11 protein-coding genes are annotated in these 13394 nt (G+C 56.4%); 6 read left to right on the top strand and 5 right to left on the bottom strand.

Features of this window, described 5'->3' with window-relative positions; all coding sequences use genetic code 11:
• Positions 1-91 precede the first annotated feature (91 nt).
• Positions 92-877 carry a zinc ABC transporter permease subunit ZnuB gene (znuB, locus tag AA74_RS0100005; RefSeq protein WP_021240439.1) on the bottom strand — a complete coding sequence of 262 codons (786 nt, stop codon included), beginning with the start codon at positions 875-877 and terminating at the stop codon, positions 92-94.
• Positions 874-1629, bottom strand: a complete 756-nt coding sequence (znuC, locus tag AA74_RS0100010; protein WP_008500451.1) for a zinc ABC transporter ATP-binding protein ZnuC — start codon at positions 1627-1629, stop codon at positions 874-876. Before znuC ends, znuB begins: the two co-directional genes overlap by 4 nt.
• A gap of 77 nt (positions 1630-1706) precedes the next feature.
• Here znuC and znuA point away from each other — a divergent pair, with 77 nt between their 5' ends.
• The 3 genes from znuA to lpxM all read left to right on the top strand — a co-directional run bounded on the left by znuA (position 1707) and on the right by lpxM (position 5078).
• Positions 1707-2651, top strand: coding sequence for a zinc ABC transporter substrate-binding protein ZnuA (gene znuA, locus AA74_RS0100015; protein ID WP_025910050.1), 945 nt, complete (start codon positions 1707-1709; stop codon positions 2649-2651).
• A gap of 15 nt (positions 2652-2666) precedes the next feature.
• Positions 2667-3986, top strand: coding sequence for a murein DD-endopeptidase MepM (gene mepM / locus AA74_RS0100020; protein ID WP_008500453.1), 1320 nt, complete (start codon positions 2667-2669; stop codon positions 3984-3986).
• 120 nt (positions 3987-4106) lie between these two features.
• A complete protein-coding gene (gene lpxM / locus AA74_RS0100025; RefSeq protein ID WP_025910055.1) occupies positions 4107-5078 on the top strand; it encodes a lauroyl-Kdo(2)-lipid IV(A) myristoyltransferase in 972 nt (323 codons plus the stop codon).
• Positions 5079-5123: 45 nt separating this feature from the next.
• On the opposite strand, the gene pyk is transcribed toward lpxM, so the two are convergent.
• Entirely contained in the window at positions 5124-6566 is a 1443-nt protein-coding gene (gene pyk / locus AA74_RS0100030; RefSeq protein ID WP_008500455.1) for a pyruvate kinase, read from the bottom strand.
• Positions 6567-6703: 137 nt separating this feature from the next.
• Complete coding sequence (locus tag AA74_RS0100035; protein WP_008500456.1) at positions 6704-7573, bottom strand: MurR/RpiR family transcriptional regulator; 870 nt, start codon at positions 7571-7573, stop codon at positions 6704-6706.
• A 356-nt stretch (positions 7574-7929) separates the two neighbouring features.
• On the opposite strand from AA74_RS0100035, the gene zwf reads away from it, so the two are divergent.
• From zwf to kdgA, 3 genes are all read left to right on the top strand, one after another.
• Positions 7930-9405 (top strand): glucose-6-phosphate dehydrogenase, encoded by a 1476-nt coding sequence (gene zwf, locus AA74_RS0100040; protein WP_008500457.1) that lies wholly within the window; start codon positions 7930-7932, stop codon positions 9403-9405.
• Between the two features lie 233 nt (positions 9406-9638).
• The gene (gene edd, locus AA74_RS0100045) at positions 9639-11450 is read left to right on the top strand and encodes a phosphogluconate dehydratase (protein ID WP_023325516.1); all 1812 of its coding nucleotides are present in this window, start codon (positions 9639-9641) and stop codon (positions 11448-11450) included.
• Between the two features lie 39 nt (positions 11451-11489).
• Positions 11490-12131: a bifunctional 4-hydroxy-2-oxoglutarate aldolase/2-dehydro-3-deoxy-phosphogluconate aldolase gene (kdgA, locus tag AA74_RS0100050; RefSeq protein WP_008500459.1), complete on the top strand. Its 642-nt coding sequence runs from the start codon at positions 11490-11492 to the stop codon at positions 12129-12131.
• Between the two features lie 41 nt (positions 12132-12172).
• Here kdgA and purT read toward each other — a convergent pair whose 3' ends face one another.
• Positions 12173-13351: a formate-dependent phosphoribosylglycinamide formyltransferase gene (gene purT, locus AA74_RS0100055; protein WP_025910065.1), complete on the bottom strand. Its 1179-nt coding sequence runs from the start codon at positions 13349-13351 to the stop codon at positions 12173-12175.
• Positions 13352-13394 lie beyond the last annotated feature (43 nt).

Below are 13394 nucleotides of genomic sequence, written 5' to 3' on the forward strand. Positions count from 1 at the left end.
CTATGCCAGTTATAACTGTTACCCATGTATCCGGTCTAAAGTGTTACCCATGTTTCCGGTTCATACCGAAGCGCCACCGGGGACATGTCCACTACTGCGCGGTCTTCTTCATCATACTGAAGATAAACAGCACCGCCGCACTCAGCACCACGGACGGCCCGGCAGGCGTGTCATAGAACGCCGAGAAGGTTAGCCCACCCGTTACCGCAATCATCCCGATAATTACGGCGACACCGGCCATCTGCTCCGGCGTACGGGCAAAACGACGCGCCGTAGCCGCAGGGATGATCAGCAGCGACGTAATAATCAGCGCGCCGACAAACTTCATCGCCACGCCAATGGTTAACGCCGTTACCAGCATCAGCAGCAGCTTAACGCGCTGCAGCTTCACGCCGTCGACAAACGCCAGGTCCGGGCTGACGGTCATGGCCAGCAGGTTACGCCATTGCCAGAGCAGAATGCCGAGGACCACCACAACGCCAATCGCGATAGCGATGAGATCGTCTGGCGTGACGGCCAGCAGGTCACCGAACAGGTAAGCCATCAGATCCACGCGGATATTGGACATCAGGCTGACCACCACCAGACCCAGCGACAGGGCGCTGTGCGCCATGATGCCAAGCAGCGTATCAATGGCGAGGTGAGGGCGTTTTTCCAGCCAGACCAGACCGGCCGCCAGCAGCAGCGTGACCACAATCACCGCGTAGAACGGGTTGACGTTCAGCAGCAGGCCAAAAGCCACGCCCAGCAGGGACGCGTGCGCCAGGGTATCGCCGAAGTAAGACATTCTGCGCCACACCACAAACGAGCCGAGTGGACCCGCGGCGCAGGCAAGCATAATCCCGGCCAGCCAGCCGGGCAGTAACAGTTCAATCATGAGTGTCCATTTCCCCGACGCAGAACGATTCGTCCCTGCAAATCATGGCGGTGATTATGATGATGGCGATAGATGCCGAGCTGTTCAGCGCCGCGAGGGCCGAACATGGAGATAAATTCCGGGTGCATGGAGACCACTTCTGGCGTGCCGGAGCAGCAGATGTGGTGGTTAAGACACAGCACTTCGTCAGTCTTTGCCATCACCAGATGCAGGTCGTGGGATACCATCAGTACCGCGCAGTTCAGTTCCTGACGCAGCTGGTCAATAAGATCGTACAGCGCTACCTGGCCGTTGACGTCGACCCCCTGAGTCGGCTCATCCAGCACCAGCAGCTGCGGGCTGCTGAGCAACGCACGGGCAAGTAATACGCGCTGTGTTTCACCGCCGGACAGTTTTTGCAGCGGCGCATCGACAAGATGGCCTGCCTGCACGCGCTTCAGCGCCGGGAGAATATCGGCTTTACGCGTACCGGGACGCAGGCGCAGGAAACGGCTCACCGTCAGCGGCAGCGTGGCGTCAAGGTGAAGCTTTTGCGGCACATAGCCGATACGCAATTTTTCCTCACGCTTGATCACGCCTTCATCGGGTGCGACCAGACCCAGCACCACGCGAACCAGGGTGGATTTGCCTGCGCCATTGGGGCCGAGCAGCGTCAGAATTTTGCCGGGCTTCAGATCGAGCGACACGTCAGAGAGGACGCGGCGCTGGCCAAATGAGACCGAAATATTTTCAAGAGAAACCAATGTCGTCATGTCATTTTAAGCTTGAAGAAGTCAACGAATGTTATAATATCACATTCCACGCATTCACTACGATGATTAGTCGCATTATGTTACATAAAAATACGCTTCTTTTCGCAGCATTATCCGCTGCCCTTTGGGGCACAACCGCACAAGATGTTAACGCTGCGGTTGTCGCTTCGCTTAAACCACTCGGGTTTATCGCGTCAGCCATTGCTGACGGGGTAACAGAAACTCAGGTTCTGCTCCCGGATGGTGCATCCGAGCATGACTACTCCCTGCGCCCTTCAGACGTAAAACGCTTACAAAACGCGGACTTAGTTGTCTGGATTGGTCCGGAAATGGAAGCGTTTATGCAGAAGTCAGCAAAACAGGTGGCGGGCGAAAAACAGGTCGCGATTGCCGCCCTCCCAGGCGTGAAACCGTTACTCATGAAAGGCACGGATGACGACGGCGATGAACATGACCATCATGCTGCCGACGGTGAAAAAGGTGATGGAGATCACCATCACGGCGAGTACAACATGCATCTTTGGTTATCCCCAGAGATAGCGCGGCTTTCAGCGGTTGCAATCCATGACAAATTAGTGGAACTTATGCCGCAAAGTCGAGCCAAACTAGACGCCAACCTGAAAGATTTTGAGGCACAATTAGCCGCAACCGATAAGCAGGTAGGTAATGAGCTCGCACCGTTGAAAGGAAAAGGGTATTTCGTTTTTCATGACGCCTACGGCTATTACGAAAAACACTACGGTTTGACCCCGTTGGGTCACTTTACCGTCAACCCTGAAATTCAACCTGGTGCGCAGCGTTTACATGAAATCAGAACACAGCTGGTTGAGCAAAAAGCGACATGCGTTTTTGCTGAGCCACAGTTCAGGCCAGCGGTCGTAGAAGCCGTGGCCAGGGGGACATCCGTGCGCATGGGGACCCTTGACCCGCTAGGAACGAATATCCAGTTGAGCAAAGCGAGCTATTCGCAGTTCCTCAGCCAACTGGCGAACCAGTATGCGAGCTGCCTGAAAGGAGATTAACGAGGAAGTGAATACGTGCAACAGATAGCCCGCTCTGTCGCCCTGGCATTTAACAATCTGCCTCGACCCCACCGCGTCATGCTGGGGTCGCTTACAGTACTCACCTTAGCGGTCGCCGTCTGGCGGCCCTATGTTTACCACCCGAGTTCTGCCCCTATCATCAAAACCATCGAGCTTGAAAAGAGCGAAATCCGCTCTTTGCTGCCTGAAGCCAGTGAGCCTATCGACCAGTCGGCTCAGGAAGATGAAGCCATTCCACAGGATGAACTGGACGATAAAACCGAGAATGAAGCGGGTATCCACGAATATGTAGTTTCTACCGGGGACACGCTGAGCAGCGTGCTGAACCAGTACGGCATCGACATGGGCAATATCAGCCAGCTGGCGGCGGCAGATAAAGATCTTCGCAACCTGAAAATTGGGCAACAGCTCTCCTGGACGTTAACGGCCGATGGCGATCTCCAGCGTCTGACCTGGGAAATGTCCCGCCGTGAAACCCGCACCTACGATCGCACGGCAACCGGTTTCAAAATGACCAGCGAAATGCAGAAGGGCGACTGGGTCAACAGCGTTCTCAAAGGCACCGTGGGCGCAAGCTTTGTCTCCAGTGCGCGCGACGCAGGGTTGACCAGCGCTGAAATCAGTTCGGTGATCAAAGCCATGCAGTGGCAGATGGATTTCCGCAAGCTGAAAAAAGGCGATGAGTTTTCCGTCCTGATGTCCCGCGAAATGCTGGACGGCAAGCGCGAGCAAAGCCAGCTGCTGGGCGTGCGTCTGCGCTCCGAAGGCAAAGATTACTACGCGATCCGTGCCGAAGACGGCAAGTTCTACGACCGCACCGGTACGGGCCTTGCGAAAGGCTTCCTGCGCTTCCCGACGGCGAAACAGTTCCGCGTCTCCTCCAACTTTAACCCGCGTCGTCTGAACCCTGTCACCGGACGCGTCGCACCGCACCGTGGCGTTGACTTTGCTATGCCACAGGGTACACCGGTACTCGCGGTTGGGGATGGCGAAGTGGTGGTGGCCAAACGTAGCGGCGCAGCCGGATATTATGTTGCGGTACGTCATGGTCGCACGTATACGACCCGCTATATGCACCTGCGTAAGCTGCTGGTTAAACCAGGACAGAAGGTGAAGCGTGGTGACCGCATTGCGATCTCCGGTAATACCGGTCGCTCTACCGGCCCGCACCTGCACTACGAAGTGTGGATCAACCAGCAAGCCGTGAACCCGCTGACGGCGAAACTGCCGCGCACCGAAGGCCTGACGGGTAAAGATCGTACGGATTACCTGGCGCAGGTGAAAGAGGTGTTGCCGCAGCTGAGCTTAGACTAAGCCCTCTGTTTTTGTTAAAAAAGCCGGCGCACCCTGACGCCGGCTTTTTCTTTTGTGCGCGGACGACTGCCTCGCTACACTATCTGAATTAATTTTGCGTCATCAGACCCTGGATCCAGCATGGAAACCCAAAAAAACAATATTGAATACATTCCTGAGTTTGAAAAATCCTTCCGCCATCCGCGCAACTGGGGCGCCTGGCTCGGTGTCTACGCCTTTGCGGGGATAGCGTTGCTGCCGGCTTCCGTCCGCGATCCTGTTCTGGGTAAAATTGGCCGTCTTGCCGGGCGCTTAGGCAAGAGTGCCCGCCGTCGCGCGCAGATCAATCTCTATTACTGTTTTCCTGAAAAGAGCGACGCCGAGCGCGAGGCAATCATTGATGAGATGTATACCACCGCACCGCAGGCCATGGCGATGATGGCGGAGCTGGCGCTGAAAGGGCCGGAGAAAATTGTCGATCGCGTTGACTGGAAAGGGCTGGATATCATTCAGGAGATGCGCCGCAATGACGAGAAAGTCATTTTCCTTGTCCCACACGGCTGGGGCGTTGATATTCCGGCGATGCTGATGGCCTCTCAGGGCCAGAAGATGGCGGCAATGTTCCATAACCAGGGCAATAAAATCTTCGATTTTGTCTGGAATACGGTGCGTCGTCGTTTTGGCGGACGCCTGCATGCGCGCAACGATGGCATTAAGCCGTTCATTCAGTCGGTACGCCAGGGGTACTGGGGCTACTATCTGCCGGATCAGGACCACGGTCCCGAGCACAGCGAGTTTGTCGATTTCTTTGCGACCTATAAAGCGACGCTCCCTGCGATTGGCCGCCTGATGAAAGTGTGTCGTGCCCGCGTGATTCCGCTATTCCCGGTCTATGACGGCAAAACGCATCGCCTGAGCATTGAGGTTCGTCCGCCGATGGACGATCTGCTGACCGCTGACGACCACACCATTGCCCGTCGGATGAACGAAGAGGTGGAGATCCTGGTAGGGCCGCATGCCGAGCAATACACGTGGATCCTGAAGCTGCTTAAAACGCGTAAGCCGGGTGAAAAAGAGCCGTATAAACGCAAAGAGCTTTATCCAACGAAATAAAAAAAGCCCTCTCCATCTGGAGAGGGCTTTTTAACAGAGACGTTATTACTCGACGGTCATAACGCGCGTGGTGTTGGTTGAGCCGATGGTGCTCATCACATCGCCCTGGGTCACAATGACGATATCACCAGAGACCAGATAGCCTTTGTCGCGCAGCAGGTTTACGGCATCGTGCGCCGCGGCCACGCCGTCATTGGTGCTGTCGAAGTGTACCGGCGTCACGCCGCGGTACAGCGCCGTCAGGTTCAGCGTACGTTCGTGACGGGACATGGCGAAGATCGGCAGACCCGAGCTGATACGAGAGGTCATTAGCGCGGTGCGGCCAGATTCGGTCATAGTGATGATCGCGGTAACGCCCTTCAGATGGTTTGCCGCATACATTGCAGACATCGCAATCGCTTCTTCAACGTTGTCGAACTGCACGTCCAGACGGTGTTTAGAGACGTTGATGCTTGGGATCTTTTCAGCACCCAGGCAAACACGTGCCATGGCGGCCACGGTTTCTGCCGGATACTGGCCCGCAGCGGTTTCCGCAGAGAGCATTACCGCATCGGTACCGTCCAGCACGGCGTTGGCCACGTCCATCACTTCTGCACGGGTTGGCATCGGGTTGGTGATCATCGATTCCATCATCTGAGTGGCGGTAATCACCGCGCGGTTCAGCTGACGTGCGCGACGAATCAGGGCTTTCTGAATCCCCACCAGCTCAGGGTCGCCGATTTCCACACCCAGGTCGCCACGCGCAACCATCACCACGTCAGAGGCAAGGATCACGTCGTCCATAGCATCCTGATCGCAAACGGCTTCCGCACGCTCAACTTTGGCGACGATTTTGGCATCGCAGCCTGCATCACGCGCCAGACGACGCGCATAGTTCAGATCTTCGCCGCAGCGCGGGAAGGAGACAGCCAGGTAGTCAACACCGATCAGCGCAGCAGTCACAATATCCGCTTTATCTTTATCAGTAAGCGCTTCTGCAGAGAGGCCGCCGCCCAGCTTGTTGATGCCTTTATTGTTGGAGAGTGGGCCGCCGACGGTGACTTCGGTGAACACTTTCATGCCCTGAACTTCCAGCACTTTCAGCTGCACGCGACCGTCGTCAAGCAGCAGGATATCGCCAGGTACGACGTCAGCCGGGAGGCCTTTATAGTCGATACCGACTTTCTCTTTATCGCCTTCGCCTTTGCCCAGGTTGGCATCCAGCAGGAATTTGTCGCCGATATTGAGGAAAACTTTACCCTCTTTAAAGGTCGAAACGCGGATTTTAGGACCCTGCAAATCGCCGAGGATCGCAACGTGACGGCCCAGTTTAGCTGCGATTTCACGCACTTTATCGGCACGTAATTTATGGTCTTCTGGCGTACCGTGAGAGAAGTTCATACGCACCACGTTGGCGCCAGCGGCGATAATTTTCTCGAGATTATTATCGCGATCGGTGGCCGGGCCTAAGGTGGTTACGATCTTGGTTCTGCGAAGCCTTCTGGACATGTAATACTCCGTTGACTGAAACAACTTTGGTGTTGCGTGAACATTGAATCGGCCTTCATCTGCTGCAAGGCAGTGGAGAGGGGACCGAATGCCGTAAATCGGTACTTCGTCATTATTCGTGACGTCTTCGTTATCAACTATCGAACATCGCTCTTTATAAGCAATTCTTTATCAAAACGCGATTCCTTCAGCGCTTCCTTGACCCGCTTCAAGTTATCCCGGAATTTTGCCCCCCGGCGTAAGGTAAAACCGGTCGCCAGCACGTCAATCACGGTGAGCTGGGCCAGTCGGGAGACCATTGGCATATAAATGTCGGTGTCTTCCGGCACGTCGAGAGTGATCGCCAGCGTCGCCTCACGGGCCAGCGGTGTGCCCGCCGTGGTCAGCGCAATCACCATGGCATCGTTTTCACGGGCCAGCTGCGCCAGTTCTACCTGACTCTTAGTGCGGCCAGTATGCGAAATCAGTACCACGACGTCATCTTCACTGCAATTCATACAGCTCATGCGTTGCAGGACAATGTCATCGGAATAAATCACCGGGACGTTAAAGCGGAAAAATTTGTTCATGGCGTCATGCGCGACGGCCGCCGACGACCCGAGCCCAAAGAAGGCAATTCGCTTGGCCTGGGTGAGTAAATCCACTGCGCGATTCACGGAACTCATGTCCAGAGACTGACGGACGTGGTCAAGCGAAGCCATGGCCGACTCAAAAATTTTCGCGGTATAGGCATCAACGCTGTCGTCTTCATCCACATTACGATTAACATAAGGGGTGCCGTTAGCCAGACTTTGTGCCAGATGCAGTTTAAAATCAGGAAAGCCGCGCGTTTCCAGGCTGCGGCAGAAGCGATTGACCGTGGGTTCGCTAACACCCGCTTCCTGTGCCAGAGCGGCGATGCTTGAATGAATCGCCTGAGCGGGAGAGGCGAGAATGACCTCGGCCACTTTTCGCTCGGATTTGCTAAGGTGTTCCAGTTGAAACTGGATTTTTTCCAGCATGTTCATGTTAACAGGACGCTCATGGGTGTAAACGATTTCATTAATTGATGAAATCGTGATTCGATTTAGCCGATATTACCCCTGTGGCTTCCATTAAGGGTAACAATCGACGAGATAATGTTGTTGTTTTTTTTCATTACTTGATCGATGTCGGGTTTTGCTATGACCCTGTTGCGCAAAGAAACGACGGTTGTTGCGTCATTAAGCCGTCGAAATCATCCGATGGGTGAAAAATCGCGGTATCGCACGCGACGATAAGCGCTAATGGTTTCGGGAATGACGTAAAAGCAGTACAGTGCATTGTAATAAAATTACAACGATACCTGGCAGAAGTACCAGGTGATCCAACTGAGGAGAATGACATGGCGGTAACGCAAACAGCCCAGGCATGTGACCTGGTCATTTTCGGCGCGAAAGGCGATCTTGCACGCCGAAAATTGCTGCCTTCCCTGTATCAACTGGAGAAAGCGGGCCAAATTCATCCGGATACCCGTATCCTGGGTGTTGGGCGCGCCGACTGGGACAAGGACGCTTATACCAAAGTCGTCCGCGAGGCGCTCGAAACTTTCATGAAGGAAAAAATTGATGAAAGTTTGTGGGATACCCTGAGCGGTCGTCTCGATTTCTGCAACCTTGACGTGAATGACGTCAGCGCGTTCGCTCGCTTGGGCGCGATGCTGGATCAGAAAAACCGTGTCACCATTAACTATTTCGCCATGCCGCCAAGCACCTTCGGCGCCATCTGCAAAGGCCTGGGCGAAGCCAAACTGAACGCTAAACCGGCGCGCGTCGTGATGGAGAAGCCGTTGGGTACGTCCCTGGCAACCTCGCGTGAAATCAACGACCAGGTGGGCGAGTTCTTTGAAGAGTGCCAGGTCTACCGTATTGACCATTATCTCGGTAAAGAGACGGTGCTGAACCTGCTGGCGCTGCGTTTTGCTAACTCCCTGTTTGTGAACAACTGGGACAACCGCACCATCGACCACGTGGAAATCACCGTGGCGGAAGAGGTGGGGATTGAAGGTCGCTGGGGTTACTTTGACCAGGCCGGTCAGATGCGCGACATGATTCAGAACCACCTGCTGCAGATTCTGTGCATGATTGCCATGTCTCCACCGTCTGACCTGACGGCGGACAGCATCCGTGACGCCAAAGTGAAAGTGCTGAAGTCGCTGCGCCGCATCGACCGCTCCAACGTGCGCGAGAAGACCGTTCGCGGCCAGTACACCGCCGGGTTTGCGCAAGGCAAAAAGGTGCCTGGCTACCTGGAAGAAGAGGGCGCGAACAAGTCCAGCAACACCGAGACGTTCGTGGCCATCCGCGTGGACATCGACGACTGGCGCTGGGCGGGTGTTCCGTTCTACCTGCGCACCGGTAAGCGTCTGCCTGCGAAATGTTCCGAAGTGGTTGTCTACTTTAAGAACCCGGAACTGAACCTGTTCAAAGAGTCCTGGCAGGAGCTGCCGCAGAACAAACTGACCATTCGTCTGCAGCCGGACGAGGGCGTGGACATCCAGATCCTGAACAAAGTGCCGGGCCTGGATCACAAACACAACCTGCAGACCACCAAGCTCGATCTGAGCTACTCCGAAACCTTCAACCAGACGCACCTGGCCGATGCTTACGAACGTCTGCTGCTGGAAACCATGCGCGGTATCCAGGCGCTGTTCGTGCGTCGCGATGAGGTGGAAGAGGCGTGGAAATGGGTCGACTCCATCACCGAAGCCTGGGCTGCCGATCAGGATGCGCCAAAACCGTATCAGGCGGGCACATGGGGACCTGTCGCGTCGGTGGCAATGATCACCCGTGATGGCCGCTCCTGGAACGAGTTTGAGTAAGATAATCCGCTAGCCCGAAAGTGTTATTTTACCGGTAACATGATCTAACACAGCTCGTGGCACAATTTTCAACTTTTAAGCTCCGCGTGGATTCACCCGCGGAGCTTTTTTTATTACACTGCCGGAAGTGATTTTGCCCCTGAGCTCCGGACAGCAAGCGCTTCAGCGTTGTTAACAACTGCCAGCGACTTTGTAAACTCCCGAGCCCGGACAGATAAATGAGAGGAGCTTTTATGAATCCGACATTGTTACGCGTAACACAGCGCATTATTGAGCGCTCGAAAGAGACCCGTTCGGCCTACCTCGCCCGGATTGAACAGGCGAAGAGCAACACCGTTCACCGTTCCCAGCTGGCCTGCGGTAACCTGGCGCACGGCTTCGCCGCCTGCCAGCCTGACGATAAAGCGTCGCTGAAAAGCATGTTGCGTAACAATATCGCCATCATTACCGCCTATAACGATATGCTCTCCGCGCATCAGCCCTATGAGGTTTACCCGGACATCATCCGTAAAGCGCTGCACAGCGTGAATGCGGTCGGCCAGGTGGCGGGTGGGGTACCCGCCATGTGCGACGGCGTGACGCAGGGTCAGGACGGTATGGAGCTCTCCCTGCTGAGCCGTGAAGTCATTGCCATGTCCGCGGCGGTGGGCCTGTCACACAACATGTTTGATGGCGCGCTCTATCTCGGCGTATGCGACAAGATTGTTCCGGGCCTGGTGATGGCCGCGCTGTCGTTTGGTCATCTGCCTGCGATCTTCGTGCCGTCGGGCCCAATGGCAAGCGGCCTGCCGAACAAAGAAAAAGTGCGCATTCGCCAGCTGTACGCGGAAGGAAAAGCAGATCGTCAGGCGCTGCTGGAAGCGGAAGCTGCATCCTACCACGCGCCGGGCACCTGTACGTTCTACGGTACCGCGAACACGAACCAGATGGTGGTGGAGTTTATGGGGATGCAGCTTCCGGGCTCGTCCTTTATCCAGCCGGATGCACCGCTGCGCAAGGCGCTGACCGAGGCTGCGGCCCGTCAGGTCACGCGTCTGACCGGAAACGGCAACGAATGGATGCCGATGGGCAAAATGGTCGACGAAAAAGTTATCGTCAACGGGATTGTCGCGCTGCTGGCCACCGGCGGTTCGACCAACCACACCATGCACCTGGTGGCCATGGCGCGTGCGGCGGGCATTCTGATTAACTGGGATGACTTCTCCGAGATCTCTTCCGTGGTGCCGTTGATGGCGCGCCTGTATCCGAACGGTCCGGCGGACATCAACCACTTCCAGGCCGCAGGCGGCGTACCGCTGCTCATGCGCGAGCTGCTGAAGGGCGGTCTGCTGCATGAAGATGTTAACACCGTAGCGGGCTTTGGCCTGCAGCGCTACACCCAGGAGCCATGGCTGAACAACGGCGAGCTGGACTGGCGCGAAGGGGCGACCGCATCTCTTGATGCGCAGGTTATCGCCACCATCGACAAACCTTTCTCTCCTCACGGTGGCACAAAGGTGCTGAGCGGTAACCTCGGTCGCGCGGTAATGAAGACCTCTGCCGTACCGGAAGAGAATCAGATTATCGAAGCGCCAGCGGTGGTATTTGAAAGCCAGCACGACGTATTACCTGCCTTTGACGCCGGTCTGCTCGACAAAGACTGCGTGGTAGTGGTGCGTCATCAGGGGCCTAAAGCCAACGGGATGCCAGAATTACATAAACTTATGCCACCACTTGGTGTATTATTGGACCGCCGTTTCAAAATTGCACTGGTGACCGATGGACGCCTCTCTGGCGCCTCAGGTAAAGTGCCATCAGCTATCCACGTGACGCCGGAAGCGTACGACGGCGGCCTGCTGGCGAAAGTGCGTGACGGTGACATGATCCGCGTTAACGGTCAGACAGGCGAGTTAACCCTGCTGGTGGATGACGCCGAGCTGGCGGCACGTCAGCCCCATATTCCTGACCTGAGCGCGTCGCGCGTGGGAACAGGACGCGAAATGTTTGGCGCACTGCGTGAGAACCTCTCCGGTGCTGAGCAGGGCGCAACCTGTATTACGTTTTAAGACGACTTGATTTTAACGATCTGGCGAGAGAAGACTCTGATGAAAAACTGGAAAACAAGTGCAGAAGCAATCCTGACCACTGGCCCTGTCGTGCCGGTTATCGTGGTAAACAAGCTGGAGCACGCTGTACCGATGGCGAAAGCGCTGGTTGCGGGCGGCGTTCGCGTTCTGGAAGTGACCCTGCGTACCGCCTGCGCGATGGATGCCATTCGCGCGATTGCCAAAGAAGTGCCGGATGCCATTATCGGTGCGGGTACCGTAACGAACGCAAAACAGCTGGCTGAAGTGACCGAAGCGGGCGCACAGTTTGCCATCAGCCCGGGCCTGACCGAGTCGCTGCTGAAAGCCGCCACCGAAGGTACCATTCCGCTGATCCCGGGCATCAGCACCGTTTCTGAACTGATGCTGGGCATGGACTACGGTCTGAAAGAGTTTAAATTCTTCCCGGCGGAAGCGAACGGCGGCACCAAAGCGCTGCAGGCCATTGCCGGTCCATTCTCTCAGGTACGCTTCTGCCCGACGGGCGGTATCTCTCCTGCCAACTACCGTGACTACCTGGCGCTGAAAAGCGTGCTGTGCATCGGTGGCTCATGGCTGGTTCCGGCGGATGCGCTGGAAGCGGGCGACTGGGATCGCATCACCAAACTGGCTCGCGAAGCGGTAGAAGGCGCGAAGCAGTAAGTCATTCGCCGCATGAAAAACGGGCCTTTCGGCCCGTTTTTTTATCCCGTTACCTTAACGCTTGCTGCGGCCGCTTTCGCTCTCGCCACGGCGTCATCAACGTTATCTCCGGTGGCTAACGCCACGCCAAGACGACGGGTTCCGTCGATCTCCGGCTTGCCGAACAAACGGACCTGCAACCCGGCACCCACCGCCGCGTCGACGTTATCAAACGTAACGTTCTGGCTGGTTAGCTGCGGCAGGATCACCGCCGAGGCGGCCGGGCCGTACTGACGGATACCGCCGACGGGCAGGCCGAGGAAGGCGCGCACGTGCAGGGCGAACTCGGAGAGATCCTGCGAAATCAGCGTGACCATGCCGGTGTCATGCGGGCGAGGGGAGACTTCGCTGAAGATCACCTCATCGCCGCACACAAACAGCTCCACGCCAAACAGGCCATAGCCGCCCAGCGCCAGGACGGTTTTACGGGCGATCGCCTGCGCACGCTCCAGCGCCAGGGCGCTCATCTGCTGCGGCTGCCAGGATTCGCGGTAATCGCCATCTTCCTGGCGGTGGCCAATCGGGTCGCAGAAATGGACGCCGTCAACGGCGCTGACGGTCAGCAGGGTGATCTCGAAATCAAACTTCACCACCCCTTCAACGATCACGCGACCGGCGCCTGCGCGGCCACCCTGCTGGGCGTACTCCCACGCCTTGTCCACCGTGCTGCTGCCGCGGATAAAGCTCTGTCCTTTACCGGAGGAGCTCATCACCGGCTTAACGATGCACGGGTAACCAATCTCCTCTACGGCCTGCAGGAATGCGGCCTTATCGCCAGCAAAACGATAGCTCGACGTGGGCAACCCGAGCTCTTCTGCCGCCAGACGACGAATGCCTTCGCGGTTCATGGTCAGCTTTGCGGCTTTCGCGCAGGGCACCACGCGCTGGCCTTCCTGCTCAAGCGCAATCAGCGTATCGGTGGCGATGGCTTCAATTTCCGGTACAACGAAATCAGGCTTCTCGCGTGAAATCAGCTCACGAAGGGCATCGCCGTCCAGCATGTTAATCACATAAGAACGATGGGCGACGTGCATGGCGGGTGCATCGGCGTAGCGGTCTACGGCAATGACTTCCACGCCTAAACGCTGGCACTCAATGGCGACCTCTTTTCCCAGCTCGCCCGATCCCAACAGCATCACTCGCGTCGCCGCAGGTCGCAGCGCGGTTCCTAAACGAATCATAACAATCCCCCTGAAAAAGTTGCGGGCAGTATAAACGAAAACG

This window comes from Enterobacter sp. 5-4 (assembly GCF_000612205.1).
GTDB lineage: Bacteria > Pseudomonadota > Gammaproteobacteria > Enterobacterales > Enterobacteriaceae > Enterobacter > Enterobacter roggenkampii.